Origin of the sequence: Nocardia violaceofusca NBRC 14427, assembly GCF_963869435.1 — a bacterium.
Taxonomy (GTDB): domain Bacteria; phylum Actinomycetota; class Actinomycetes; order Mycobacteriales; family Mycobacteriaceae; genus Nocardia; species Nocardia aobensis.
Window position 1 is genome coordinate 1 of the sequence record NZ_CAWMPM010000058.1, and the last position, 26,317, is coordinate 26,317.

The 26,317-nt window shown below is 67.6% G+C and carries 27 protein-coding genes and 1 rRNA gene; 15 read left to right on the forward strand and 13 right to left on the reverse strand.

Annotation, left to right across the window (positions count from 1 at the left end; genetic code table 11):
- Positions 1 to 149 precede the first annotated feature (149 nt).
- The gene (locus AC5592_RS33900) at positions 150 to 773 is read right to left on the reverse strand and encodes a TetR/AcrR family transcriptional regulator (RefSeq protein ID WP_232329670.1); all 624 of its coding nucleotides are present in this window, start codon (positions 771 to 773) and stop codon (positions 150 to 152) included.
- A gap of 104 nt (positions 774 to 877) precedes the next feature.
- Here AC5592_RS33900 and AC5592_RS33905 point away from each other — a divergent pair, with 104 nt between their 5' ends.
- Complete coding sequence (locus AC5592_RS33905; protein ID WP_063066541.1) at positions 878 to 1,909, forward strand: glycoside hydrolase family 113 protein; 1,032 nt, start codon at positions 878 to 880, stop codon at positions 1,907 to 1,909.
- A gap of 3 nt (positions 1,910 to 1,912) precedes the next feature.
- Here the strand turns inward: AC5592_RS33905 and AC5592_RS33910 are convergent, their stop codons facing one another.
- Complete coding sequence (locus AC5592_RS33910) at positions 1,913 to 2,536, reverse strand: TetR/AcrR family transcriptional regulator (protein WP_036506161.1); 624 nt, start codon at positions 2,534 to 2,536, stop codon at positions 1,913 to 1,915.
- A 124-nt stretch (positions 2,537 to 2,660) separates the two neighbouring features.
- Here AC5592_RS33910 and AC5592_RS33915 point away from each other — a divergent pair, with 124 nt between their 5' ends.
- The 3 genes from AC5592_RS33915 (at position 2,661) to AC5592_RS33925 (ending at position 5,202) form a co-directional block, all read left to right on the forward strand.
- The gene (locus tag AC5592_RS33915) at positions 2,661 to 3,317 is read left to right on the forward strand and encodes a CatB-related O-acetyltransferase (RefSeq protein WP_036506162.1); all 657 of its coding nucleotides are present in this window, start codon (positions 2,661 to 2,663) and stop codon (positions 3,315 to 3,317) included.
- A 72-nt stretch (positions 3,318 to 3,389) separates the two neighbouring features.
- Positions 3,390 to 4,685, forward strand: a complete 1,296-nt coding sequence (locus AC5592_RS33920; RefSeq protein WP_063066542.1) for an erythromycin esterase family protein — start codon at positions 3,390 to 3,392, stop codon at positions 4,683 to 4,685.
- A gap of 76 nt (positions 4,686 to 4,761) precedes the next feature.
- Positions 4,762 to 5,202, forward strand: a complete 441-nt coding sequence (locus tag AC5592_RS33925; protein WP_036506165.1) for a DUF4254 domain-containing protein — start codon at positions 4,762 to 4,764, stop codon at positions 5,200 to 5,202.
- Positions 5,203 to 5,410: 208 nt separating this feature from the next.
- Here AC5592_RS33925 and AC5592_RS33930 read toward each other — a convergent pair whose 3' ends face one another.
- Positions 5,411 to 6,979 (reverse strand): ATP-dependent DNA ligase, encoded by a 1,569-nt coding sequence (locus AC5592_RS33930; RefSeq protein ID WP_036506167.1) that lies wholly within the window; start codon positions 6,977 to 6,979, stop codon positions 5,411 to 5,413.
- Between the two features lie 93 nt (positions 6,980 to 7,072).
- Between AC5592_RS33930 and ramB the strand changes: the two genes are divergently transcribed.
- The 3 genes from ramB to AC5592_RS33945 all read left to right on the forward strand — a co-directional run bounded on the left by ramB (position 7,073) and on the right by AC5592_RS33945 (position 9,946).
- Positions 7,073 to 8,482: an acetate metabolism transcriptional regulator RamB gene (gene ramB, locus AC5592_RS33935; RefSeq protein ID WP_036506169.1), complete on the forward strand. Its 1,410-nt coding sequence runs from the start codon at positions 7,073 to 7,075 to the stop codon at positions 8,480 to 8,482.
- Positions 8,483 to 8,617: 135 nt separating this feature from the next.
- Complete coding sequence (locus tag AC5592_RS33940) at positions 8,618 to 9,319, forward strand: alpha/beta fold hydrolase (protein ID WP_063066543.1); 702 nt, start codon at positions 8,618 to 8,620, stop codon at positions 9,317 to 9,319.
- An 87-nt stretch (positions 9,320 to 9,406) separates the two neighbouring features.
- Complete coding sequence (locus AC5592_RS33945; RefSeq protein WP_036506172.1) at positions 9,407 to 9,946, forward strand: carboxymuconolactone decarboxylase family protein; 540 nt, start codon at positions 9,407 to 9,409, stop codon at positions 9,944 to 9,946.
- A 19-nt stretch (positions 9,947 to 9,965) separates the two neighbouring features.
- On the opposite strand, the gene AC5592_RS33950 is transcribed toward AC5592_RS33945, so the two are convergent.
- Entirely contained in the window at positions 9,966 to 10,781 is an 816-nt protein-coding gene (locus AC5592_RS33950) for a TetR/AcrR family transcriptional regulator C-terminal domain-containing protein (RefSeq protein ID WP_063066544.1), read from the reverse strand.
- Between the two features lie 159 nt (positions 10,782 to 10,940).
- On the opposite strand from AC5592_RS33950, the gene AC5592_RS33955 reads away from it, so the two are divergent.
- Positions 10,941 to 11,357 (forward strand): VOC family protein, encoded by a 417-nt coding sequence (locus tag AC5592_RS33955; protein WP_063066545.1) that lies wholly within the window; start codon positions 10,941 to 10,943, stop codon positions 11,355 to 11,357.
- A gap of 67 nt (positions 11,358 to 11,424) precedes the next feature.
- Here the strand turns inward: AC5592_RS33955 and AC5592_RS33960 are convergent, their stop codons facing one another.
- Positions 11,425 to 12,279, reverse strand: a complete 855-nt coding sequence (locus tag AC5592_RS33960) for an SDR family oxidoreductase (RefSeq protein WP_063066546.1) — start codon at positions 12,277 to 12,279, stop codon at positions 11,425 to 11,427.
- 116 nt (positions 12,280 to 12,395) lie between these two features.
- Here AC5592_RS33960 and AC5592_RS33965 point away from each other — a divergent pair, with 116 nt between their 5' ends.
- On the forward strand, positions 12,396 to 12,794 hold the full coding sequence (locus AC5592_RS33965; RefSeq protein WP_051025220.1) for a winged helix-turn-helix transcriptional regulator: 399 nt from the start codon (positions 12,396 to 12,398) through the stop codon (positions 12,792 to 12,794).
- Between the two features lie 74 nt (positions 12,795 to 12,868).
- On the opposite strand, the gene lpdA is transcribed toward AC5592_RS33965, so the two are convergent.
- Both lpdA and AC5592_RS33975 read right to left on the reverse strand, forming a co-directional pair.
- Positions 12,869 to 14,272, reverse strand: a complete 1,404-nt coding sequence (gene lpdA / locus AC5592_RS33970; RefSeq protein ID WP_063066547.1) for a dihydrolipoyl dehydrogenase — start codon at positions 14,270 to 14,272, stop codon at positions 12,869 to 12,871.
- Positions 14,273 to 14,350: 78 nt separating this feature from the next.
- Positions 14,351 to 15,376, reverse strand: coding sequence for a dipeptidase (locus AC5592_RS33975; protein WP_063066554.1), 1,026 nt, complete (start codon positions 15,374 to 15,376; stop codon positions 14,351 to 14,353).
- Between the two features lie 131 nt (positions 15,377 to 15,507).
- On the opposite strand from AC5592_RS33975, the gene AC5592_RS33980 reads away from it, so the two are divergent.
- A complete protein-coding gene (locus AC5592_RS33980; protein ID WP_063066548.1) occupies positions 15,508 to 17,592 on the forward strand; it encodes a prolyl oligopeptidase family serine peptidase in 2,085 nt (694 codons plus the stop codon).
- Positions 17,593 to 17,747: 155 nt separating this feature from the next.
- Entirely contained in the window at positions 17,748 to 18,176 is a 429-nt protein-coding gene (locus tag AC5592_RS33985) for an SHOCT domain-containing protein (RefSeq protein ID WP_036506181.1), read from the forward strand.
- Positions 18,177 to 18,182: 6 nt separating this feature from the next.
- On the opposite strand, the gene AC5592_RS33990 is transcribed toward AC5592_RS33985, so the two are convergent.
- Positions 18,183 to 19,751: an MFS transporter gene (locus AC5592_RS33990; protein ID WP_232329672.1), complete on the reverse strand. Its 1,569-nt coding sequence runs from the start codon at positions 19,749 to 19,751 to the stop codon at positions 18,183 to 18,185.
- Between AC5592_RS33990 and AC5592_RS33995 the strand changes: the two genes are divergently transcribed.
- A complete protein-coding gene (locus AC5592_RS33995) occupies positions 19,729 to 19,911 on the forward strand; it encodes a hypothetical protein (RefSeq protein ID WP_232329674.1) in 183 nt (60 codons plus the stop codon). The genes AC5592_RS33990 and AC5592_RS33995 overlap by 23 nt on opposite strands.
- 34 nt (positions 19,912 to 19,945) lie before the next feature.
- Here AC5592_RS33995 and AC5592_RS34000 read toward each other — a convergent pair whose 3' ends face one another.
- The 4 genes from AC5592_RS34000 to AC5592_RS34015 all read right to left on the reverse strand — a co-directional run bounded on the left by AC5592_RS34000 (position 19,946) and on the right by AC5592_RS34015 (position 24,694).
- The gene (locus AC5592_RS34000; RefSeq protein ID WP_063066550.1) at positions 19,946 to 20,806 is read right to left on the reverse strand and encodes an alpha/beta hydrolase family protein; all 861 of its coding nucleotides are present in this window, start codon (positions 20,804 to 20,806) and stop codon (positions 19,946 to 19,948) included.
- A gap of 77 nt (positions 20,807 to 20,883) precedes the next feature.
- Positions 20,884 to 22,800, reverse strand: coding sequence for an NAD-binding protein (locus AC5592_RS34005; RefSeq protein ID WP_063066551.1), 1,917 nt, complete (start codon positions 22,798 to 22,800; stop codon positions 20,884 to 20,886).
- Positions 22,801 to 22,848: 48 nt separating this feature from the next.
- Positions 22,849 to 23,520, reverse strand: coding sequence for a TetR/AcrR family transcriptional regulator (locus tag AC5592_RS34010; RefSeq protein ID WP_306304686.1), 672 nt, complete (start codon positions 23,518 to 23,520; stop codon positions 22,849 to 22,851).
- A 193-nt stretch (positions 23,521 to 23,713) separates the two neighbouring features.
- Positions 23,714 to 24,694 (reverse strand): RNA polymerase subunit sigma-70, encoded by a 981-nt coding sequence (locus tag AC5592_RS34015; RefSeq protein ID WP_063066555.1) that lies wholly within the window; start codon positions 24,692 to 24,694, stop codon positions 23,714 to 23,716.
- 98 nt (positions 24,695 to 24,792) lie between these two features.
- On the opposite strand from AC5592_RS34015, the gene AC5592_RS34020 reads away from it, so the two are divergent.
- Genes AC5592_RS34020 through AC5592_RS34030 form a run of 3 tightly spaced genes read left to right on the forward strand, consistent with a single transcriptional unit; the run spans position 24,793 to position 26,016 of the window.
- Positions 24,793 to 25,167, forward strand: coding sequence for a nuclear transport factor 2 family protein (locus AC5592_RS34020; protein ID WP_063066552.1), 375 nt, complete (start codon positions 24,793 to 24,795; stop codon positions 25,165 to 25,167).
- A 43-nt stretch (positions 25,168 to 25,210) separates the two neighbouring features.
- A complete protein-coding gene (locus AC5592_RS34025) occupies positions 25,211 to 25,561 on the forward strand; it encodes an ArsR/SmtB family transcription factor (protein WP_036506198.1) in 351 nt (116 codons plus the stop codon).
- Positions 25,558 to 26,016, forward strand: coding sequence for an SRPBCC family protein (locus AC5592_RS34030; protein ID WP_063066553.1), 459 nt, complete (start codon positions 25,558 to 25,560; stop codon positions 26,014 to 26,016). The genes AC5592_RS34025 and AC5592_RS34030 overlap by 4 nt, the downstream gene beginning before the upstream one ends.
- A 49-nt stretch (positions 26,017 to 26,065) precedes the next feature.
- Here the strand turns inward: AC5592_RS34030 and rrf are convergent.
- Positions 26,066 to 26,182, reverse strand: a 5S ribosomal RNA gene (gene rrf, locus AC5592_RS34035).
- Between the last annotated feature and the right edge of the window lie 135 nt (positions 26,183 to 26,317).

The window sequence follows — 26,317 nt, forward strand, 5'->3', positions numbered from 1 at the left end:
CTGCCGACGGCTCGGCGATCGAATTGCAGCAGGGCGACGACGACGTCGTCGACCGCACCGCGGCGAATCTCGGAATCAGCCTGTCCGGCAACGAATCCGCCGCGGCAGACCTGGGCTGAGCGCGTGACCGCGCACCCACGGGTGCGCGGTCACCTGCCCTCGGCCGCGTCGAATGCCGGGTCGAGTGGAGCCAACGCGGCCCGGAGCTGCTCGGGCAGCGATCCCGCGGGCACGACGAAGCCGGCGATACCCTCGGCGGGGCGCAGCCATTGTTCGAGCGCGACGCGAACCGCGGCAGCGACGGCGGCGGCGAGTACTCGCGCGGTGAGTCCTGAGGTTTCGCTCAGCCGCGCGGCGATCACATCCTCGAGTGCGGGCGTGATCGCCGTCGTGGTGTCGAGGAAAGCCGCCCGCAGCGCCGGGTGGGTGGTGATCAGCAGCAGGGCGTCTCGATGCCGGTCGCCCGGATCGGTGTACTGCGCCACGATCGCCGCGGTGACAGCCGAGGCCAGCCGTGCGTCCGCGGGCTGCTCGGCGATCGCCGCGGCGACCCGCGCCTCCCGCTCCGCGGCGACGGCGGCGACGATCGCCTCTTCGCGGCTGGAGAAATAGTTGTTGTACGTCCGCGGCGACACACCGGCAGCCTCGGCGATGTCCTCCACCCGCACGTTGTCCGGCCCGCGTTCCAGCGCCAGCCGCATCGCCGCCTCCCGCAGCGCTACCCGGGTGGCCTGCTTCTTGCGCTCCCGCAAGCCCATCGCTGTCGTCGTCACGGATCCATGATGCCATAAGTGCGTTCACGCAAAATTGCGTGCACGCAATTTTTATGCTCAGCTTGTGGCGTAGCGACTCACGCCAGACAGAAGGGCTCATCCACATGCGTGGCAAAGGAATGACCTACGACACCGGCTTCGTCCGCAACGGCACCACCTCCCACCCGGCACTCGACCCCGCAGTGGTGCGTCGTGAGCTGGCCATCATCCGCGATGATCTGCACTGCACAGCCGTCCAGATCATCGGCGGCGACCCGGACCGCTTGGAACTGGCCGCCCGCTGCGCCGCGGAGCTGGGTCTCGAGGTGTGGCTCTCGCCCTACCCTCTGGAACTGAGCCACGGCGAAATCCTCGCGCTGTTCACCGAATGCGCGCAGCGCGGCGAGCGCCTGCGGCGCACCGGGGCGGAGGTCGTCTTCGTCACCGGCGTCGAACTGACACTGATGAACCCGGGCTTCCTCCCGGGCGACACCGCGATGGATCGCGTCGGCCACCTGTTCTCCGAGCCCGCCGAGCGCGCCGGCCGGATCGCCGAGGTGAGCGCCCGCCTCGACGAGTTCCTGCGCGATGCGGTGACGGCGGTCCGGCGACATTTCCACGGCAGACTCACCTACTGCGCGATACCGTTCGAGCAGATCGACTGGGAGCCTTTCGATGTCGTCTCGGTCGAGTTGATTCGCTCGGCCGAGGTCGCCGACCGGTTCCGCGAGGGGGTGCGCGCTCTGGTCGCTCCGGGAAAACCGTTGGCGATCACCGGATTCGGCACCGCCACCTGGCGCGGCTCGGCCGACGTCGCGCCGCGCAGTATGGAGATCGTCCACTACGACCCCGTCACCGGAGCACCGCTCCGGCTTGACGGCGACTACGTCCGAGACGAGGCCGGACAGGCCGCGTACCTGCGCGAACTGCTCGAGATCTTCGACAGCGAGGGTGTGGATTCCGCCTTCGTCTTCCTGTTCGCACTGCACAGCCATCCCCATCGCCCCGACGGCGACCCACGCGACGATCTCGACCTCGCCGGGCTGGGCATCGTGAAAGTTCTCGAAAACCGCTACGGCACCACCTATCCGGATATGACCTGGGAACCGAAAGCCGCCTTCACCGCCGTCGCGGAGTTCTACGGCAGCGCCGCGTAAGCCCTACCCCGCGGCGAACGCACCCGCCCGCGCCGCCAGCACCGCCGCGGTGGCCGCCCGTCGCGGCCCCTCCGGATCGGCCGGAGTCCGCAACAACACCAACTGGTGGTACAGCGGCGCGGTTGCCGCGACAAGCACTGCGCGCGTATCGGTTTCGGATGGGATCTCGCCGCGACGGATCGCCCGCTCCACGACGATCTCGCATTGCGCATAGCGGTCCTCCCACAGCTGCCGCAGCGCCCGCGCCGCGTCCTCGGAGCGGAAGGACACCGCGATCAACGCCGAGGCGATCGACGACTCCTCGGTGAGTGAATCCTGGATCTCCCGGTTGAGTTCGGTGAGATCGCCGGTCAGCGAGCCGGTGTCGCGCGGCTGCCAGTCCAGATCGCTCGCGGCGGCGAAGACGTCGGCGATCAGGCCGCCGACATCGCGCCAGCGCCGATACACCGTGGTGCGGTGCACGCCCGCGCGCGCCGCCACCGCATCCACGGTCAGCGCGTCGTATCCGTGCTCGGTCAATTCGGCTTGTACCGCGGCCAGCACGTGTTCGCGGATGCGAGCGGTGCGCCCGCCCGGTCGTGACGTGGGCTGCCGGGCGGCCGCGGGCTCGTTCGCTGCAGAGTTCATCGTCGTTCATCCGGTTGCTCGGCGGGGAGGGAGTATGCCATCATCCTAAAGCAACATTCGTCGCATTAATGCGATAGGCGAATTTTCACACTTTCCGATCAGCCACGGACAGAAGGGTTTTCGTATGCCCGGTCAACTCCCCGTCACGGACCCCACCACGCTGCATCCGATGCCGGGACAGCCGCGGGTCGTCCTGCTGAAACCCCTCGTCACCTCGCCGCTGATCGAGGTCGGCGAATACTCCTACTACGACGATCCGGACGACCCCACCACCTTCGAGACCCGCAACGTCCTGTACCACTACGGTCCGGAGAAGCTGATCATCGGCAAGTTCTGCGCCCTCGCCACCGGCGTGCGGTTCATCATGAACGGCGCCAACCATCGCATGGACGGGCCCTCGACCTTCCCGTTCCCCACCATGGGTGGCGCATGGTCCCGGCACGTCGATCTGCTCATGGAGCTGCCCAACCGCGGCGACACGGTGGTCGGCAACGACGTCTGGATCGGCTACGGCGTAACGGTGCTGCCCGGAGTGCGCATCGGCCACGGCGCCATCGTCGGCGCCGGTTCCGTGGTGACCTCCGACGTCCCGGACTACGGCATCGTCGGCGGCAATCCGGCCCGGCTCATACGTCACCGCTACAGCGCGGCGGAGATCGACCGTCTGCTGGCCCTCGCCTGGTGGGACTGGCCGCTCGCGCACATCGACGAGCACGTCCGCACGATCATGTCCGGCACCGTCGACGACCTGGAGAAAGCGGCGCCCGCGCCGACGGTATAGCCCACCACGCGGTTGTCTTTCCCGCCCGGATGCCTGCCTCGCCGGTCGGCATCACCCCCGGAATCGAGTGCCATGTCCGAATCACTCACGCCCATCCCGCTTGTCGACTGGCTTCGCGACCACATCGTGCCGGTGACACACCTCGACCCCGACGGCCCGCTCGACGACCTGGAACCGCTACGCGCGATCATCGGGGCGGCCCGAGTGGTCGCGATCGGCGAGAACTCCCACTTCATCACCGAGTTCCAGCAGATGCGCCGGCGCCTGTTGCGTTTCCTGGTCGAACGCTGCGGCTTCACGGTCCTGGCCTTCGAATTCGGCTTCAGTGAAGGCCTACTCCTCGACGACTGGGCGCAGGGCGCGGGGACCGACGACGAGTTGGCGGCCCGGCTGGCCGGGACGATCCCGGTCGGAGTCGGCGCACCGTTGCGCTGGATCCGACGGCACAACCGCACCGCCGCCACGCCGGTGCGCTTCGCGGGCATCGACATCCCGGCCGCCGGCGGTTCCCTGCTTCCCGCGCTGAGCCCGGTCGCCGACTACCTGCGTGAGGTCGATCCGCAGACCCTGCCGGCGGTGGAGACGGCGATGCGGATCGCCGAATCCTTCGCCGGCGCGTCCGCGGCCTCGGCCGCACCGGCATGGTCCCGGCTCCCGGCTTCCGATCGGGACACCCTCAGCGCGAACCTGGCTCGCCTGCTGATCCGCTTCCGAGCCGTCGAATCGCTGTACGTCTCCCGCAGCGATCGGCGCGGCTACGACATCGCGCGCCACCGTCTCGAAGCGGCCTGCCACGCCGACTACGGATTCGGCGCCATGGCAGACCTTTTCGCCGGCGCCGGGCTCACCGCCGACACCTCCGCGCGCGACAGCTATATGGCCGATTCGGTCCTGTGGCATCTGCGCCGCTGCGAACCCGGGACCCGCATCGTCCTGGCCGCCCACAACGCCCATATCCAGAAGGAGCCGGTCTCGTTCGACGGGCAGCATCCGGCCGGATTTCCGATGGGGCACTATCTGCACCGCGCTCTCGGCGACGACTACTTCGCCCTGGGCTTGACCAGTACCGCGGGACGAACGGCGGAGATGCTCCCCGACGAGAGTGCGCCATTCGGCTTCACCGTCGCCGCAACACCTGTGCAGCCGGGTGAGCCCGGCAGCATCGAAGCCGCCTTCGCCGAGGCCGGCGTCGGACCCGGGCTTGCCGACCTGCGCCGCGCACGCGGCGAGATCAGCGGTTCGGACGCGCGTCCGGACCGCACCCGGCTGCAGAGCGCCTACCTTCACGTCCCGGTCCTCGATGCCTTCGACGCCATGCTCGACACCCGGATCTCCACCGTGGCCGACCTGGACAGCGGAACGCGCTGAGACCCATCGGCATTCGGCCGCCTCCGCCGCGCGCAGCGATGCCAATCAGAAACATTGGGCGTGGAGTATTACGGTCGTGGAATCGCTCCCACCCAAACACCTTCTGCTGGAGGCCTGCCGGGGTCTGACCTATGACGGTCATCCCGTGCTGAAATGCGCGTGCCGCCTCAGCGAATTGCACGAGCAGAGACTGTCCGCCGCGCCCGGGCCGACCCTGGACATCGATCGCGATCGGGCACAACTGGTTTCCGATATCGATCGCTGGGTCGCCACCGAATTACCTCGGGCGCACGGCGGCGCACGGATGCACACCGAAACGGTCGGCACGGTGATCGACCGGCTCGCCCAGTTCTCCGCACTGGCCTATCTGACGTTGACGCACGAACCCGACCGGGTGATCCACGATGCCTGGCGGCGGCTGTCGGAATTGGCGGTGGCCTACGACCATCTGGCCGGTGAGGTGACCGCGGGCCTGTGCCGGTTGCCCGATCTCAGCGGTCATCGCGACGAGGAGTGAACCACCGGCCGAACGGCGGCGCGGGCGAGGGAACCGACGCCGCCGATCGCTGGGGTTGAGCGGATCAGGGCAGTCGATCCGCATCGGGGCGACCCGACACACCGATCCTGCGCCGACATCCTCGAGATTCCCCCGGATGGTCCTGGGAACCCGCTGGCAGGTGCGCAATGCGGCCGTTTCCGCAGGTCGGCGCCGTCCGGGTAGTACCTCAGGCGGTCGCCGCGGCCGGCGGTCCGGCGGGCATCAGCGCGCGCACGGCATCGATGGTGTCGGCCTGCGCGGGTTCCTTGTCCGGCCGATAGCGCACCACCCGTGCGAACCGCAGTGCCACGCCGCCGGGATAGCGCGAACTGGTCTGCACCCCGTCCAGGGCGATCTCGACGACCAGCTCCGGCCACAGATAGACGGTATGGCCGTCGCGGGCGCGTTCGTGACGCGGGAATTCCGCGGTCTGCCACTGCAGCAGGGCGTCGGTGAGCCCCTTGAAGGTCTTGCCGACCATGATCGGATCGCCCCCGTGCGGATCGCGCGCGCCCAGGTGCAGATTCGACAGATATCCGGTGCGGCGACCGTATCCCCACTCGGCGCCGAGCACCACCAGGTCCAGGGTGTGTGCCGGTTTGATCTTCTGCCACGCCCGTCCGCGGCGGCCGGCCGCATACGGCGCGGACAGTGATTTGATCATGATGCCCTCGTGCCCGGCGGCCAGCGCGCCGTCGAAATATTCCGCGACGGCCTCGGGCTCCGGATCGATCAGTGCCGGAATCATCTGCGCGCCCGCCACTTTCGCCAACGCCACCCTGCGCTCGCGCAGCGGGGCATCGAGCAGATCCCGGCCGTCCAGGTGCAGACAGTCGAAGAAGTACGGATGCAGCAGCAGTTCCCTGCTCGACTTCACCGTCAGCCGCGGCTCCTCCGAGGCCGGGTCGGCGGCGAACCGGCTCATCGTCTCCTGGAACGGGCGCGGCCGGCCGGAATCGGTGAGCGCCAGCGTCTCGCCGTCGAGAACCACACTGTCACAGGGCAGTTCGGAGACCAGCTGCACCAGTTCCGGCACGCCGGAGGTGATGTCACGCAGCGTCCGGGTGAACACCCAGACCCGAGAACCCTTGCGGTGCACCTGGATCCGCGCACCGTCGAGTTTGTGCTCCACGCTCACATCGCCCGCGAATTCACCGAGCACGTCGTCGAGGGTGGCCCCCGGCGAGGCCAGCATCGGCTGGATCGGTCGGCCGACCTCCAGCCGGAATTCCGACAGTGCCGCCGCGCCGCCGGAGATGGCCGCGGCGGCGGTCACCGGCAGGCGCCCGGAGAGCATGTAGGCCCGGCGCACCAGTTCGGCCGGCACGTCGGCCGCCTCGGCCACCGCCTCGGCGACGATCGCGGTGAGCGCGCCCTGGCGCAGCTCGCCGGTCAGCAGGCGAATCAGGAAGGCCCGTTCGGCATCCGTCGCCCGGGCGAGCAGGGCGGTGAGCAGTTCCCGCCGCCGCGCGACCGATCCGGAGCCGGCCACCGCCGCCAATTCCGTCAGCGCCTGATCGACCGCGGCCACGGTGAGCGTCGATTCGGGTGCCGGTTCCACCTCGATCCCGGCGACCGTCCGCCAGCCCGCGCCCAGCCTGCCCTGCGGTAGCTCACCGGAAATCCACGCGACGACCGGCATCAATTCGCCTGATTCGGCCCGGCTCAGCAATTCGGCCAGACCCGCGATCTTGACCTTGCGCGACGCGGATGCCCGCACCGAATCCGACGCCGCGACCACATCCGAAAGCAGCACGGACTCGACGGTAGCCGCTCGGTGTGACATATAGCTCGAGTCCACTGCTAATTCTCCATTGGCAGCTTTGCGAAAGGTCCATAGTCTGGGCATATGGCCAAGACTTACGTCGGAGCGCGATTGCGACAGCTGCGCACCGAACGAGGGCTGAGCCAGATCTCGCTCGCCAAGAAGCTGGAGATCTCGGCGAGCTACCTCAACCAGATCGAACACGACGTGCGTCCGCTCACCGTACCGGTCCTGTTGCGGATCAGTGAGGTGTTCGGCGTAGACACCAGTTTTTTCGCCTCCCAGGACGACACTCGCCTGATCGCCGAGCTGCAGGAGGTGGTGATGGACACCGAACTCGGGATCGAGGCCGACGCGCAGGAGATCGCCGAGATGGTGTCGGCCCATCCCAGCCTGGCCCGGGCGCTGGTGAACATGCACCGCCGCTACCGCAACACCACCGCACAGCTGGCCGCGGCCACCGAGGACCGCTTCTCCGACGGCAGCGGGTCGGGCGCCATCTCCCGACCGCACGAGGAGGTGCGCGACTTCTTCTATCAGCGCCAGAACTACATTCACGAATTGGACACCGCCGCAGAGGAATTGGCGACCCGTATGCGCCTGCACGGTGGTGATCTGCGACGTGAGCTCACCCGCCGGCTCACCACCGGTTACGGCGTGCAGATCGTCGAGCGGATCGACCTGGGTGACGGTGTGCTGCACCGCTACGACCCCGAGGCCCGCAAGCTCGAGATCGCCCCGCATCTGTCGGGCGGTCAGCGCGTCTTCAAGCTCGCCACGGAACTGGCGTACCTGGAATGCGGTGATCTGATCGACAAACTGGTCGAAGAAGGCAATTTCGCCTCCGAGGACACCCGCACGCTCGCGAAACTCGGCCTCGCCAACTACTTCGCCGCCGCCACGGTGCTGCCCTATTCGCATTTCCACGAGGTCGCCGAGGATTTCCGCTACGACATCGAACGGCTGTCGGCGTTCTTCGCGCAGAGCTACGAAACGATCTGCCATCGGCTCTCCACCCTGCAGCGGCCCAAACTGCGCGGGGTGCCGTTCTCCTTCGTGCGCGTGGACCGGGCGGGAAATATGTCGAAACGCCAGTCCGCCACCGGTTTCCACTTCTCCTCCGCGGGCGGAACCTGTCCGCTGTGGAATGTGTACGAGACCTTCGCCTATCCCGGCCGGATCATGACGCAGATCGCCCAGATGCCCGACGGCCGCAAGTACCTGTGGATCGCGCGCACGGTGGAGCGGCGCGCCACCCGCTACGGACAACCCAGCAAAACCTTCGCCATCGGCCTCGGCTGCGAATTGCGGCATGCCGGACGCGTGGTCTACGCCGACGGCCTGGACCTCAACGAACCCCAGGCCACGCCGATCGGCGCCGGCTGCCGGGTCTGCGAACGCGCCAACTGTCCGCAGCGCGCGTTCCCGCCGCTGGGTAAATCCCTGGACATCAGCGAACACCGCAGCTCGATCTCGCCGTACGTCCTGCGCTGAGCCCACGGACTCCGGCGTGTTCCGCGCGAACGATGTCCCGATTCAGTGGAAACCCGGCCCACAGCGAGGGGCGGCTGGACGGCGCGTGCTCGACACTCGAGGAGCCGCGATCCGATCCTCCCGAGGAGTACGTCCATGACCACGAAACCGACCATCGTCCTCGTCCACGGCGCCTTCGCCGATTCATCCAGTTGGAACGGCGTCATCGCACGCCTGCGCGCCGAGGGCTACTCGGTGGTGGCCGCCGCCAACCCCTTGCGCGGCCTCGACACCGATGCCGCCTACGTGGCCTCGGTCCTCGACACCATCGAGGGCCCGATCGTCCTCGCGGGTCATTCCTACGGCGGCAGTGTCATCACCGTCGCCGCGCACGACCGGCCCGCGGTCACGGCCCTGGTCTACATCGCGGCCTTCATCCCCGCGGAGGGCGAGAACGCGCTCGAACTGACCGGCAAGTTCCCCGGTTCCACGCTCGCGCCCACCACCGTCGCCCACTCGCTTCCCGGGGCGGCGGGCACCGAACTCCACATCCGCCAGGACAAATTCCCCGCCCAATTCGCCGCCGACGTGCCGGCCGACATCGCCGCCGCCATGGCGATCACCCAGCGCCCGGTCGCGCTCGCCGCACTGGAGCAACCGGCTTCGGCAGCGGCATGGCGCGCCGTTCCCTCCTATTCGCTGGTCACCACCGAGGACAAGAACATCCCCGTGGAGTCCCAGCGGTTCATGTCCGAACGGGCCGCCGCGCACACCGTCGAAGTCCGGGCATCGCACGCGGTTTCCGTGTCCGATCCCGGGGCCGTGGCCGATCTGATCCTCCTGGCCGCTCAGCGCTGATCCGCCCCGGGCCGGCAGGCGGAATCTGCCGGCCCGGGCCGGTGGTGAGCCGCGCCCGCCGGTGCGCGCTTTTTGTTAGCGTGGGGCATGGTGTCGACGGAGCCACGGATCGCACCCGGTCGCCTGCGCGAACTGGGTCCGGTGAATTGGGTTGTCTGGCAGGTGCTTTCCCGCGCGGCGGGCACCGACGACGCCCACCTGTTCAGCACGCTCGGCCGCACCGGCGGCCTGTTCCGGGGCTGGTTGCATTTCTCCGGCCGGTTGATGCCCGGCGGAAAGCTCTCGCGCTACGAGACCGAACTGGTCATCCTGCGCGTCGCGCATCTACGGAACTGCGAATACGAGACCGACCACCACATCCGTCTCGGCAAACGCGCCGGTGTCACCAAGGACATCCTGGCGCGCCTGCGCACCGGCCCCGACGCCGAAGGCTGGCCGGACAAGGAACGCGCGCTGCTCACCGCGGTCGACCAGCTGGTCACCACCCGCGACGTCGACGACGCCACCTGGTCCGCCCTGGCGCAGCACTACGACGAGAAGCGCCTCATCGAAATCGTGCTGCTGGCAAATCAATACGAAGGTCTCGCCAGCACCATCACCGCCCTGCGCATCCAGACCGACCACTGAGCCGGACGGATCCGGCGGCTCATTCGGAAGTTCCGGACCGTTCGACGAGGACGGCCAGGCCGTCCAGAACGCGCGCCAGACCGAAATCCCAGGCGTGGTCGGCGTTGTAGGCGCTGTCGTGCGCCTGTCCGGCGGCCGAGCCGACCCGCGCGGCCAGCGGATAACGCTGCGGATCGAAGACCTGTTCCAGCACCGGGGCGGTGCGTTCCCACCATTCGCGGTCCGACAGTCCGCTGTCGGCGGACGCTCGGTCGGTGTCGATGGCGATGCGAGACACCGCGGTGACGAAGCCGAGGAGGTAGGTCAGCGCCGCATCCATCTCGACATCGCTCAGCCCGAGCCCGTCGAAGGCGCTCAGTTCGTGGTCGTATTTCGCGGCGAGCCCGGGGCCCAGCGGTGGCCGCGTGGTCGGCACATAGGCGACCCAGCGGTGGCGGGCGAGCATCGTGCGATTGTCCCGCGCGACGGCGGCAACGCGTTCCCGCCAGGGCTTTCCGGTCAGTTCCGGGCGCGGCATCCGGGCGTAGACCCAATCGAGCATGAGGTCGAGCAGCTCCGCCTTACCGGGCACATAGGTGTAGGTGGCCATCGGAGTCAGCCCGAGTTTCGCGGCGACCGCTCGCATGGTCAGCGCCGCCAAACCCTCGGAATCGGCGATATCCACCGCCGCCGCCACCACCTCGTCGACACTGCTGCGCTGTTTGGGGCCGCGCGTCGGCGCGCGGCCCGGCTGCCGCCAGAGCAACTCCAGCGTGCGAGCGGGATCGCCGGCGCCGGATCGCTCACCGGTGGCGCGCGCCCGGTGGGGCCACTCCTCGCCCGAATTCTCTCGCACCCGATCTCCCGGTGTCGTTGCGTGCCGCCGCGGTCCGGCGTCGTGCGCATCGTATCGAGTCGCCCCGCGCAGGAATAATTCTCTACGCTGTACTGTATACATAGTAGAGAGTTTCTGGATCGCACGGCTCGCAGCCGTGCGCCCACCCCGAGGAGGACCGTGAACATCACCGCATCCGCCGTCTCGCTCAACGTTCCCGCCCCGGAGGCGTCGGCGACCTTCCTCAGCACCCACTTCGGGTTCACCGTCGAGATGTCGGCCGACGGATTCGTGTCGCTGACGCGCCCCGACGCCGGGTTCAACGTGATCTTCCTGCGCACCGGACTGGAGACCTTCAAGCCCGCCCGGATCGCGAGCACGGCCGGACAGGGCTTGCTGGTCGTGTTCACCGTCGACGACATCGACACGGAATACGAGCGCGTCCGGGCCGAAGGGGTCGAGATCGCGACGCCGATCGAAACAGAGCCGTGGGGCGAGCGCTACTTCCAGGCGGTCGACCCGAACGGCATCGTGATCCAACTGGTCCAGTGGGTGGGCGACCCGAGCGTCTACGACGCGAACAGCACCGAATCCTGATTCCGCGCCCGGTGCCCGACGTCTCGACCCGACGCCGGGCACCGTTCGGGGCCACCGGAGCACCCGCTCACTCAGCGAGAGCGCGCCTCAATACCTCGGCCGCCGAAGTCGACGGCCGGCCGATCAATTTCTGCAGATCGCCGCTGGTCACATCCAGCCACCCCGCACGCAGTCCGGTATCGGAATCGGCCAGCACCCGCGCGAAATCGCCAGGTATCCCGGCCTTTTCCAATCCCGCCAGGTATTCGTCCTGCGGCAGATCCTGATACCGCACCGGCTTTCCGGAAACAGTCGAGATCACCTGTGCCACATCGGCGAGCGACAGGTGCTCGTCGCCACCGAGCTCGTAGATCCGTCCCGCATGACCGTCGGTGGTCAGCACCACCGCGGCGGCCTCGGCATAGTCGGCCCGCGCGGCAGCGGCGACCAGTCCGTCGCCGGCCGCGCCGTACAGCACGCCCGACTCGAGCGTCGCGTCCAGACCGTTCAGATAGTTCTCCCAGTACCAGCTGTTGCGCAGGAATACGTGCGGCACAGCAGATTTCGCGATCACCTCCTCGGTGCCACGATGCTCCTGCGCGAGAATCATCGGATTCTCCTCGGCGCGCGGAATGCTGGTGTAGGCCAGCAGTTCCACGCCGGCCCGCTCGGCGGCGCGCAAGACATTGGCGTGCTGGTCGACCCGCACACCGAATTCGTTGCCCGACACCAGCAATACCCGATCCACACCCGCGAGCGCGCGATCGAGGGCTTCCGGATCGTCATAAGCGGCCTGCCGCACCCGCACACCGCGCTCTGCCAGATCGGCGACCTTGGCCGGGTCCCGGACAACCGCGACGACGGGCCCCGCATTCCTGTTCAACAGCGCCTCGACGACGAGACGGCCCAACTGCCCACTTGCCCCGGTGACGGCGACGGTCATAACCCAACCTCCAGATCTGATGTACGGAACATCTGCACTAACTATTAGTTAGTACTTAAAATTCCCGCACCGCAGATGAGAACGTCACTACTACAGCGATGGGTAGCATCGAGGCCATGACGAGCCGGCAACTGCGATCGGCGGACGACGCCGATCCGACCCTGGAAGCCGACGTCTTCGCACGCAACTGCCGCTCCCGGCCGGTGCTGCAGAATGTCGCAAGCCGCTGGGGCGCACTCGCCCTGGTCGCGCTGCGCGAAGGTCCCTACCGTTTCAGCGCGCTACGCCGCCGCGTCGACGGCATCAGCGAGCGCATGCTGTCGCAAACCCTGCAGGCCCTGGAACGCGACGGCATGATCCACCGCGAAGTGCAGCAGACCATCCCGCCACGCGTCGAATACACCCTCACCGGCCTGGGCGCGCAGGTTGCCGATCAGCTGTACGGACTGATCGCGATCCTCGAGGACAACATCGACACCATCTCGGCGGCGCAGGACACCTACCACCGCGACTGATCGGTTCACCCTATCCCCACGAAAACGGCCCGGTACCAGCCGAATTCGCTGGCACCGGGCCGTGAACGCGAGGATCAGAAGTTGATCATGTGTCCCGCGAGACCGTGGAACGCTTCCTGCAGTGCCTCGCTCAACGTCGGGTGAGTGTGCACGTTGCGTGCCAATTCGTTGACGGTCAGATCCCACTTCTGGGCCAGGGTCAACTCGGGCAGCAACTCCGACACATCGGGACCGATGAGATGGCCGCCGAGCAGCTCGCCGTACTTCGCGTCGGCGACCAGCTTCACGAAACCGGTCGGGTCGCCCAGGCCGTGCGCCTTGCCGTTCGCGGTGAACGGGAAGGTCGCGACCTTCACGTCGTACCCTTCGTCGCGAGCCTGCTGTTCGGTGAGGCCGAAGCTGGCGACCTGCGGCTGGCAGAACGTCGCGCGCGGCATCATCCGGTAGTCACCCAGCGGCAGCGTCTCCGCGCCGCCGATCGTCTCGGCCGCGACCACACCCTGCGCCTCGGCCACGTGGGCCAGCTGCAGTTTCGCGGTCACGTCGCCGATGGCGTAGATGTGCGGCACGTTGGTGCGCATGTAGTCGTCGATCGCGATGGCGCCACGGTCGGTGAGCTGCACGCCCGTGTTCTCCAGGCCGTAGCCCTTGACCCGCGGCGCGAAACCGACGGCCTGCAACACCTTGTCGACGGTGATCGTCTCGACCGAACCGGACTTGTTGTCCTTGATCGACACGGTGACCTTGGAACCGTTGTCCTCGATGGATTGCACCGAGGCACCGGTGGTGATGGTGATGCCGAGTTTCTTGTACGCCTTGGTGATCTCCTTGGAGACGTCGGCGTCCTCGTTCGGCAGCGCGCGGTCGAGGAACTCGACGATCCGCACGTCCACGCCGTAGTTCTTGAGGACGTACCCGAACTCCATGCCGATCGCGCCCGCGCCGACGATCAGGATCGACCCCGGCAGATCCCGGGTCAGGATCTGCTCCTCGTAGGTGACCACGTTCTGCGACAGCGAGGTGCCCGGCAGCAGCTTGGTCTCGGTGCCGGTGGCGATGATGACGTTGTCGAAGGTGACGGTTTCGGTGCCGCCGCTGCTCAGCTCGACGGAGAGCGTGTTCGCGTCGGTGAAGGTGCCCTTCCCGTCGAACTCGTCGATCTTGTTCTTCTTCATCAGGAAGTGGACGCCTTTGACCCGGCCGTCCGCGACCTTACGACTTCGATCGAAGGCGGCACCGAAGTCGAAGCTCGCCTGTCCGGAGATACCGAAGGTCTTCGCTTCCTTGGTGAAGATATGGGCCAGCTCCGCGTTGCGCAGCAGTGCCTTGGACGGAATGCACCCGACGTTCAGGCACACGCCACCCCAGTATTTCTGCTCGACGATCGCTGTTCGCAGGCCGAGTTGAGCGGCGCGGATCGCGGCGACGTAACCGCCGGGACCAGCGCCGAGAACGACGACATCGTAGTGGGAAGTCACGGCAACGAGCCTAGCGCTGTTGCCGAAAGCTCACTCATCCATCCCCCGCAGGGGTGAGAGGGCGGCCACAGCGTGCGTCTATGCCCAGACCTCGCGTGCGGCACGGGCGAAATTGCCGTGGAAGATCGCCGCGCGTTCGGCATCGGTGAAACCCCGGCGGGCCAGGACCTCGTCCAGTCCGGCGACGCGGGGCCGGGCGTCCGGGTTGTGCACATCCGTCCCCAGGTGCGGTGGCAGGCCCAGTAGATCCTCCGGTGGCACCCACTGCAGTGGCCCCCACCGCGTGTAATCCTCCGAGAAATTCTCCGGCGCGGCCGCGATCTCCGCGTTGAACTGGTCCCCGTCGAACGAGAAGTCCGAACCGATCCCGATGTGCTCGACACCCACGAGTTCGGCGCCGTAGGCGATGTGGTCCGCCATCGCCTCGATGCGCGCGGCCCGTCCCTCGACGCGGTTGCGGCCCAGAAAGATTCCGACCCCGTTGATTCCGATCACCCCACCGGTCGCCGCGCACGCACGCGCCTGGTCGTCGCCGATATTGCGCGGATGTGGCCACAGCGCGGCGAAATTGGAGTGGCTGTAGATCATCGGCCCGCCCGCGACCTCCGCGATATCCAGGCCCGTGCGCCGCGAACAGTGCGAACCGTCGGCGAACATCCCGACCTCGCCCAGCGTGCGGATGATCGTGCGCCCGTACGTCGTCAGTCCGCGATCGTCCGGATCCAGGCATCCGCCGCCGGCCGCGTTGGCATGGTTGTAGGTCGGCAGCAGCGAACGCACGCCGAGCGAGTGGAACAGCGCGATGTTGTCCGGATCGCCGTCCAGCGGACGCGAATCCTCGAGATCGAAGGCCAGCGCGATGCGGCCTTCGGAACCGGATGTCACCTCGATATCGCCCACGGACTCGACGAGCCGGAAATGCCCGTCCGCCAGCGCATTCCGGCGCAGCAGACGCAGCATGGCCAGCGCATCCTCGATCGAATGCAGTGAATACCCCACATTCACCGACAGATACGACCCGGCCGGGTAGCGCGTCAATTCGGTGATATCGGCGGACGGGAGGATCGGCAGGCAACAGTGCTGCTCCCAGAGCGGATATGCCACCACGGTCCTCCTTCCGGCCTTCCCGGGGCGTCCAGCAACTGTACGGAGTCGCCGGCCGCGCGGGCGCCGAGACACGGCGCGATGCACCTCTCACCCCTCGGCGGACCGCCCGGTAGGCCAGAATGTGACCCATGAGCGGCGCCGAGCAAACAACCGATCCGTACCTGTGGCTCGAGGATGTCACCGGCGAACGTGCCCTGTCCTGGGCACGAGCCCACAACGAGGTGGTGATGGAACGCTTCGCCACCTCCGATCGGTTCGACGCCCTCGACCATCGCATCCTCGCCATGCTCGACACCGACACCCGCATCCCGTACCCGACCCGGCGCGGACGCTGGCTCTACAACTTCTGGCGCGACGCCGAACACCCCCGCGGGCTGTGGCGCCGGACCACCTTCGACGAATACCGCGGCGACGATCCGGCCTGGGATGTGCTCATCGACCTGGACGCCCTGGCCGTCGCCGAGGACGAGAACTGGGTCTGGGGCGGGGCGGCGGTCTTGCGCCCGGACCAGGAACTGGCCCTGATCAGCCTGTCGCGCGGCGGAGCGGACGCCAAGGTGGTGCGCGAATTCGATCTGACCACACGGCAATTCCGCCCGGCGGCGGCGGGCGGCTTCCACCTGCCCGAGGCCAAGTCGCAGGTGCGCTGGATCGATGCCGACACCGTGTACGTCGGAACCGATTTCGGCCCCGGCACACTCACCGACTCCGGATATCCGCGTCTGGCCAAGCGCTGGCGCCGCGGCACCCCGCTGGCGGAGGCGGACACCGTCTTCGAGGGCGAGCCGGGCGATGTGATGGTCTCGGCGGGCTACGACCGCACGCCGGGATACGAACGCCACTACGTCGCCCGCGCCACCGACTTCTTCAACGAATCGGTCTATCTGCTGGACCGCGACGGCACGCTGCGCCATATCGACGTACCCACCGACGCGTCCGAATCCTGGTACAAGGATTGGCTGCTGGTGCAGTTGAAATCGCCGTGGGAGGTAGCGGGCCGCAGCTACCCCGCCGGCGCTCTGCTGGCCATCGATATCGGCGAATTCTTCGACGGTGCGCGCGATTTCGAGGTCGTCTTCGAACCCGACGCACACACCTCACTGCACGGCTACGGCTGGACCGAGAACCACCTGCTGCTGATCACGCTGGAGGACGTGCAGACCAAGCTGTACGTGCTGACTCCCGCCTCGGCGACGACCCCGGGTTCGGGCTGGACTCGCGAACCGCTCGCCGACACCCCGCCGATGGCGACCACGAACGTCATGAACCTGGATCCGCTGGAGAGCGGTGACGAATTCATGCTCACCACAAGCGGTTTCACCACCCCCGCGACACTGCTGGCCGGTTCGGTGGGCAGTCCGGCGGTGGCCCTCAAGCGGGAACCGGCATATTTCGACGCCGAGGGCATCGACACCGAGCAGTTCTTCGCGCGCTCCGACGACGGAACCATGGTGCCATACTTCGTGATTCGCCACCGCGACCACCGGGGCACGCCCGGCCCGACCGTCGTGTCGGGGTACGGCGGCTTCGAGGTCTCCCGCACCCCCGGTTACAGCGGCGCCTCCGGCATGGGGTGGCTCGAACGTGGCGGCACCTGGGTGATGGCCAACATTCGCGGCGGCGGTGAGTACGGGCCCGAATGGCACACCCAGGTGCAGAAGGCCAACCGCTACAAGGTCTACGAGGATTTCTCCTCGGTCGCGAAAGACCTGGTCGCGCGGGACATCACGACCGCGGGACAACTCGGCGCGGTCGGCGGCAGCAACGGTGGCCTGCTGATGGGTGTGATGCTGACCCGCTATCCGGAACTGTTCGGCGCCATCGTCTGCCAGGTACCGCTGCTGGATATGAAGCGCTACCACCTGCTGCTGGCGGGCGCGTCCTGGATCGCCGAATACGGCGACCCGGACAAACCCGAGGAGTGGGAGTACATCAGCAGGTATTCGCCCTATCAGCGGGCGATGGCGGCCGACCCGGCGCGCCCCTACCCGCCGATCCTGCTCACCACCTCCACCCGCGACGACCGGGTCCACCCCGGCCACGCCCGGAAGATGGCGGCGCTGCTGGAATCTCAGGGGCGGACCGTCTGGTACCACGAGAACATCGAGGGCGGTCACGGCGGCGCGGCCGACAACAAGCAGATGGCCTTCCAATCCGCGCTGATCTACGAGTTCTTCACCCAGATGCTGATCGAGCGGCGCACCACCGCCTGATGTCGGGATTTCGCGGCACAGATGACCAAAGACCCCCATCGATCAGGGTCTTCGGTCTCTGGAGTGTGATTCGGCTCACTGCCATTCTCGGTTCGAGAACACCCTCGCCGACCACCGCGGTTCGGTAGCGGGTTCTCCCGAGAGGAGCACACATCATGGATACGTTCTGGGACTACGTCTGGTACACGATTCTGGTGTTCGCCTTCGTGGCCTATCTGATCATCCTGTTCCAGATCTTGGCCGATCTGTTCCGCGATCACACGGTGTCGGGCATCGCCAAGGCCGCCTGGGTGATCGGACTGGTGATATTCCCGTACATCACCGCACTGGTCTATCTGATCGTCCGGGGAAAGGGTATGGCCGTGCGCTCCCAGCAGGCTCATGCGGAGGCCAAGCAGGCGGCCGACGACTACATCCGGCAGGTGGCGGGCAAGTCACCGGCGGAACAGATCGCCGACGCCAAGGCCCTCTTCGACGCCGGCACGATCGATGCCGCCGAATTCGACCAGCTGAAGGCCCGCGCACTCGGTCACAACGGCGCCACCCCCGGCACCGCCGACCGCGGCAATATGGCGGCACGGTAGCGGCGGCTACCCGGCTCCGGTCCGTTCGTCGGCCACGGTGCCGGCGTCCGGATCGGAGCCGACGGCCCGCCGCGGTAGCCGGCCGGTGAAGAACAAGGCGGTGACGGCCAGCAGCGCCGTCACCGCGAAGGCTACCTGCAACGCCAGCAGGCGAGCGTCGGAGTTGACCGCGACCACCGTGTCGGCGGTCGATGTGTCGACCCCGGCCGCGTCGAGCGACTGTCGCAACTGGGTATCGGACATGAACGGCACGCCGTCGGCCAGTTCGGTGGTGGCCCGTTGCGAGACCGAGGGCGGCACCGCGGGATTGTGCTCGAGGTCGCTGATCACCGAGGACGTCAGCGTGGCGATGAGAATGGAACCGATCAGCGCGGTGCCGAGCGAGGCGCCGAGATTGGTCGCGGTGTTCTGCAGGCCGCCGACCTCCGCACTCTGCGAATCCGGCACCGCCGATACGGTGATCGCCCCGAGCTGCGAGGCCAGCGCACCCAAGCCGAGTCCCATGAACAGCATGGGCACGGCCACCACACCGGCATCGGCCCCCGGGTCCATGCCGCCGGCGAGCAACAGAATCCCGATGATCATCGAACCCAGTCCCAGGCGCACCACCCGCCGCGGATTCGCATGCGGCAAGAATTTCGGAATTCCGGCCGCGGCGGCGACGAGCGCGATCGACAGCGGAAGGATGCGCACACCGGTTTCGAGCGCACTCAATTCGAGCACCACCGACAGGAACAGCGGGACCGAGAAGAACACCCCGGCCTGAATCGCGAACTGTGCGAAGAACATCGCCAATCCGCCACCGAGTCGGCGATTGGCGAACAACCGGGGGTCGACCAGCGGCTCCCCGCCGGATCGCACCAGCCGGTGCTGCCACCGCAGGAAGGCGTACAGCACCAGCAGACCCGCCAGGATCAACCAGATCACCGGCGACAGACCCGCGATCGCGGTACCGCCGGGACGCGGGCGAATCCAACCCCATTCGCTGGACCGCAGCACGCCGAAGACGACGGCCCCCAGCCCGACGACGGACAGCACCGAACCCAGGAGGTCCAGATGCAGCCGCTGCGCCGGCACGTCCGCCACCCGGCGCAGCACCAGCAGGATCGCCACCACGACCACGACCTCGCCGAAGAACACGTACCGCCAGGACGCGAAGGTCGTCACCGCCCCGCCCAGGAGCGGGCCCACCGCCACGGCCATCGCACCGGCCGCGGCGACGAGACCGTATGCGGCGGCGCGGCGTTCGCGGCCGAAGTTCGCCGCCACCAGTGACACGATCGCCGGCATGATCAGCGCCGCCCCGATGCCCTCCAGCAGCGACCAGCCCAGCAGCAACACCCCCAGATTCGGCGCCAACCCGGTGACCAGTGAGCCCGCACCGTAGACGACCAGTCCCACGCCGAATGCCCGCCGCCGCCCGAGAATCGTCCCGACCTTGCCGCCGGTGACCATCAGCGATGCCATCACCAGCGTGTACAGCGTGATGGCGGTTTGGATTCCGGTGATCGTCGTGCCGACGTCGTGGGCGACCGTCGCCATCGAGACGTTCATGACCGAACTGTCGAGGGTCATCAAGAATTGGCCGGAGCCCAGCACCGTCAAGACGAGTGTGGATCCGGAGGCGGCGCTCGCGCGCGTCGTCACTCCCGCCGCGCTCGTTGCCGAGCCGACGCGAGACGACGGCCTGAGCATCGGTGTCGGCGGACGACCCACCTGCGCATTCGTCCATTGAAGCACTCGCGGGCCCGGAATCGGCCGGTGTTCGGCTACAGGTCGCGCACCCACTTCTCGATGCGGTCCACGGTCGATTCCGGATCGATGATCCAGCCGTTGTGCCCCAGCGGTTTCGGCTCGTGCCAGGTGCTCACGCGCGCCCCGGGAAGTTTCTCCAGCAGATGCGCGGCCGAACTGCGGGGGGTGAGATCGTCGCCGCTCATGGTTATCGAGAGGACCGGCAGGGTGAGCCGCGCGATGCGCTCGTCGTAGTCGATATCGGCGCCGACCGGTACGAACCGGCCGGTGCGGGCCAGCCGCGCCCAATCGGAGATCAGTACCTTGGACTGCCGGCCGAAACCCCCGGCGGTGATGCGATCCCCCGGCCAGAACCCGGCGAGATTCGCGGTCAGCGAGATGGCGGCCGGTCCGACGAGCATCGCGGAGCGGGCGATCCCGCCGTAACCCCGGTAGTAGGGAGTGCCGGAGGCGATCAGGATCAGCCCGCCCAGCCGGCCGCGGATCCGTGCGGCGTACATGACCCCGAGCTGACCACCCATACTGTGCCCGAGCAGCATCGGCGTGCTGTCCGGGAAACGGGTGCGAACGGCCTGGAAGATCGCCGGAAAATCGACCGAGACCAACTCGTGGTAGCCGTAGGTACTCGACGGGCTCGGCTTCGGCCGGCTGTCACCGTTGCCCCGCAACTCCCCGATCGCCGCATCGAATCCGCGCCGCGCCAGCTCGCGCGCGAAATCCCCGTAGTACTCACCCGGCACACCCAATCCCGGAATGATCACGATGACCGGCCGCGGGGCATCCGCGGTGATGGTATGCCGGTGCGGGCCGCTCGCGGCGACGAACCGCACCGGCACCGTCGACCCGTCCGGCATCTGGATCGGAATCGTCTCCATACGCGCACGCTACCGCGACGCGTGCCCAGGTAAGCGCGGGCGAGGCCCGAACTCCCGGCTACGTCGGTTCACGAAGCTCAGGAGCCCACCGCATCCGGCTCGGCCGACCCGTCCGCACATCGTTGTCCGCTCTCCCGGTCTGCCGCGTCTCCGGCCCGCCCGTCGCCAGGGCCTCGAGCCTCCGCGTCGGCGACCGGCTCCTCGGCCCTGCCGTCGGAGGCGATCACGTTCGCCGCGTCGACGGCCGGCTCCTCCGCCGCGCCGACGACCAACTCCTCCGCCGTGTCGACGACCAGCCTTTCCGCCGCGTCGACGACCAGCCCCTCAGCCGCCGCGATGGCCTCGCGTGCCGTTTCGTTCACCGCGGGCGCACAACTGACCTCCAGCAGTTCGTCGAGTCCCCGCCGGGTCGCCACCACCACCAGCTGATTGCCCGCGGCGAGCACCGTCTGCGCCGCAGGCTGCCATTCCGGCGCGTCCCCGACCGCCGGCTGCACCGCGATCACCCGGGTGTGTTCCGCCGATCCGAGGTCGGCGATCCGTAACCCGATCAGCGCCGATCCGGGCTCCACCGGCACCTCCGCGACCAGCAGGGTGGCTTGGTTGATCGTCAGGGTGGCGATCACTCGCCGCTCCACCACGGCCGCGGCGAAGCCGTGCGCGGCCAATTGGAAGACGCTGCGCACCACCGCCTTCCCGAGACTGCGCTGGACCCGGTCGGCCAGGTCGTCGTCGGAGACGCGCAGCACCACCCGCAGGTCGTCACGATAGGACTGCCCGAGCATCGCGGCCTCCAGATTCACCGCGTCACTGGAGGTCAGCAGAACCAGCGCCCGCGCCTTCGGCACACCCACCGCGCGCAACGTGTCCTCCCAGGTGGCCTGACCGATCACCACCGGCACCCCCAGGCTGCGCGCCAGCGCGATACCGCGCGCGTTCTCGTCGTAGTCCAGCCCGACCACCGGCACGTCGAGGTCGCGCAACTGTTCCACCACGCGCATTCCGACATTGCCCAATCCCGCGACCACCACGTGGTTTTCCATCCGTGAGGGGTCGATCGAATATTCCGACAGCTGCGCCCGCAACACGCCACCCACCACGAGCGCGGTGACCACCGGCGTCATCGCCAGCCCGGTGAAGACCACCCCCAATTGCAGGATCTTGAACAGCGGTTCGCGGGCCGGCTCCGGCTGCGCCGCACCCGCCGAATCCAGCAACGTTTCGTATACCGCTGTGCCCCAGCTGTTTCCGATCAGCACCATGATGACGCACACGGCCGCGATGATGATCAGCATCACCAGCAGCAGCCGGATCAGATCGTGACGGACCAGATAGCGCAGCTGGTTCAGCCAGCGGCGCCGCGCCCCGGGCGAATACGGCACCCGCCCGGCCAGCGCCAGCACCCGGTCCGCCGGTGCGTGCGGCGAGCGCAACGCGATTGCGCCCGGTCCGCCGGCCAGCCCGGCCACCACCCGATCCGGCGGCGCATCACCGGCCGCGGCGACGTACAGGGTGCGTTCGCCCAGCCGCAGATAGTCCTGCGCCTTCTCGCCGAGGGCCGCGGCGATGAACGACGGGGCGGCCATCTCCGAGATCGACAGCACCACACAGTCGGAGAACAACCGGCGAATGCGAAAACCCAAGCCGGTGTTGAACATTCGGATCACCAGCCGGATCCGCGGATTGAGTTCGTGGGCGCGCAGCGCGGCGTGGAAGTTCTCCACGTCCGCCTGATCCACCAGGGCCAGCGCTCGGGCCCGCTCCACCCCGGCCGCGCGCAGGACGGTCTCGTCCAGGCGCTCGGCGCACAGGATTCGCACCCGCGCCAACTTCTCCAGCTGTGGAACGTAGCTGCCGTTGCGGTTCGGCAGTACCGCGGTCACGGTGGCATCGGCGAACCGGGTGGTCAGCTGCAGGGCCAGCTGGTGGACGAGCGGGTTGTCTCCGCAGACGACGAATGTCGGGGACTGCCCGCCCCCCGGCGAAACATGCACCTCTCGATGCTAAAGCGAATCCCGTTCGGCGGCACGACGCTTCGTCGATCAGGCGCTGACCGCACCCATGATGACCCGGCGCAGCACCCTGATCACCTCATCGAGGGGCCGGCGCGGCTCCGAACCGCTCCACTCGTCGACCACGTAGTTCACCGCACCGATGATGGCGAGCATGCGCGTTTCGTAGTCGCCGCTGGGGATCTCGCCCTGCAGCGCCGCATCCTCGGCGGCTCCGGCCAGCAGTGCACCCCAGGCGCGACGCAACTCCAGCCGGAACTTCTCCACCTTCGGCCCGGCGCCGACCACCTCGACCAGCGCGACGCGGGCCTTGCGCGGATCGCGCCCGATGGACTCGATATAGGCGCGCACCCCGGCGTCGATGATCTCGATGGCGCTCGCATCGGCATGCGCGTCCAACGCGGCGACGACCGCGTCCCGGGATTCCCGGTCGATCTGTTCGTAGAGTTCCAGCAGCAACGATTCGCGACCGGTGAACTCCTCGTAGAACTGACGCGAGGAAAGTCCGGCGTCTTTGCAAATGGCTCCGACCGAGCTATTGGCATACCCGTCTCTGGCGAACACTGTCAGACCAGATTCCAGAAAACGCGCACGTCGCTGCCGCTGCCGGTCTTCTACGGGCTGTCCGGCGTACATCCTACCCGCGTTCGTTTCCTGTGACATTGCGCCAGACAATACCGAAGGGCCCGATTCCCTCGTCATGGATCGGGCCCTTCGCTTACACCTCCGACTGACCGCGCGTTAGCCGGAAGTTGTCTATATGGTCGGAGCGCCGGTGCAACGACTGCGCTCTTCCTGTCGCGGATGGTTTGCCGAAACGGAGGATAGTCGATAACACCTATACAACGGAAGAGTTTGAAGGAATTTTCTAGGTTTTATTTCGACAACGATTCCATCAGGAAATAGTCGCGCCACCCGGCGGCAGCGCCAACGGTAGGCCGAAGCGCGGGAAGTTGTCGGCGGGCGGGAAATGAGCGAGCGCGGAAATACCGTCCGGGCCGTGCGTCGTCACCAGAAGTCCGGTCGCCCGAAACGATCCGTCCGCCCGGCGGGAATAGCAGCCGAATGCGGGGTGGGCGTTGGCCCGCACCGATTGCAGCCGAATCTCCGCACGATCCCGAAATGCCGGAATACCGCGAAGGAATTCACCGATCGCCGCCCGGCCGTGATACTCGTGCGGCCACGGCGGCATGGTCAGCCACGCCTCGTCGGTGAGCAGCTCGACCACGGCGCCGACATCGGCAGCCTCGAAGGCCCGCGCGAAGCGCTCGCTGAGTCCTCGCTCCGCGGGCGACCCCGGCTTCGGCTCCGGACGCCCGCCCCCGTGGCGAGCCAGACGTTCACGAGCCCGCTGCAATGCCGCCTTGACGGCGACGGGAGTGAGGCCGAGCAGGCCGGCCACCTCCGCCGCGCTGAACTCGAGCACGTCACGCAGGACGAGCACGGCGGCCTGGCGCGGTGGAAGTTGTTGCAGCAGGGCGATGAACGCCAACTCGACGGATGCGCGTGCGGTCAGTACCTGCTGCGGATCCAGCAGCGCGTCCGGACACGGCTGCAGCCAGCTCACCTCCCCGTGACGAGTCGGCTCCGGCGCGTCGAAGGGCAACGGCGCCACCGGCCGGCGCAGTGCGGACCGGCGAACATTGAGGCACCGATTGGTCGCGATCCGATAGAGCCAGGTCCGCATCGACGACCGCTGCTGAAATTCGGCCATACCCCGCCACGCCGCGAGCAGCGTCTCCTGCAACGCGTCCTCGGCGTCGTACATCGACCCGAGCATCCGATAGCAGTGGGTGCGCAACTCGGCCCGATAGGGCTCGGTGAGCTCACGAAAGGTCTGCTCATCCACGCCCGGGGCCATCGACGACTCCGTCATCGCCCCATCGTCACATCGGGCACCGACAGCCGGTCCGTTCCGCGCCCGGCCGGTGTCTATATCGGTGCAGGGTTCCATCGACCGGAGAAGAGGACGACATGATCGGAAACCACAGCCCCGCGGCCCGGGTGGCCCTCGCCTATTTCGAGGCCTGGACCGGAAAGGACCTCGATCGAGCGATGTCCTACGTCGCCGACGACATCGTCTGCGATGCCCCCGCCGGCCGCATCGAAGGCGCGGCCGCCTATCGCGACTTCATGGAACCTTTCACTCGAATCCTCACCGGCGCAACAATGTTCGCCGCCTTCGGCGACGAGACCACCGCTCTGGTCTGCTACGACACCGCGACCCTCCCGGTACCGAGCGCCCCTGCGGCGGAACTGGTTACCGTCGTCGACGGCCGAATCACAGCCAGCCGCTTCATCTTCGACCGGCTGCCGTTCGAAGCCGCACGCGCGAGCAACAACAGTTAAGTAACTACTTGACTATCAGGGCAGAGCTTCTACACTTAAGTAGGTGCTTAACCAAACCGAGCGGCTGGACCTGATCTTCCGGGCGCTCACCGACCCCACTCGCAGATATCTACTCGAACGGCTCGGCCGGGGACCGGCGGCAGTCAGCGCCCTGGCCGAGCCGCTGGAGATGAGCCTGGCGGCCGTCGTGCAGCATCTGCAGATACTGCAGGACGCCGGGCTGGTGCGGTCGGAGAAGGTCGGCCGGGTGCGCACCTGCCATCTGGTGCCCGATGCGCTGCGTCCCGCCGAGGATTGGTTGCACGCGCGGCAGACCCCGTGGGAACGCCGCCTCGACGCGCTCGGCGCAGCTCTCGCCGAGCACACCACCCCCGAACCCGAGGAGTCGCCATGACGACCACGCATTCCCTGGTCCATTCCACGTTCACCCTCGAACGCGACTATCCCGTCACTCCCGCAGCGGTTTTCGGCGCATGGGCCGAACCGGAACGCAAGGCCGAGTGGTTCAGCGCGCCCGGTACCGAACACGAGCTCGACTTCCGTGTCGGGGGCCGCGAGATCGCAGCCGGCGTACACGACGGCAAGCGGATGACCTTCACCACCACCTACCAGGAGATCGTCCCCTCCGAACGCATCGTGTACACCTCCACGATGGGCGTGGACGACGCTGTCGTGACGGTCTCGCTCACCACCGTCGAATTCGCCGAAACCGCGGCCGGCACCCGGCTGACCCTCACCGAACACGGCGCCTACCTCGACGACCACGAAAAGCCGGAATGGCGCGAGCACGGCACCAGCGAACAGCTCGCCACCCTGGGCGAACGCCTGCGGGAAATGTCGAGCCGATGAAATGCGGAAGGCCCCCAACCTGGTGGTTGGGGGCCTTCGCGAATGTATGTTCCGGCGGTGTCCTACTCTCCCACACCCTGGCGAGTGCAGTACCATCGGCGCAGGTGGCCTTAGCTTCCGGGTTCGGAATGGGACCGGGCGTTTCCCCACCGCTATAGCCGCCGTAACTCTATGAAACTGTCACACCCGTGACAGGAAGGAATCGAGGGGCTTCCCCTCGAACACCCCCTCGTGTTCCGGCCGAAACCAGAACAAGGGGCTCGGAGACACCAGGTCCCCGCTCCTTCCCAACACACGAGCA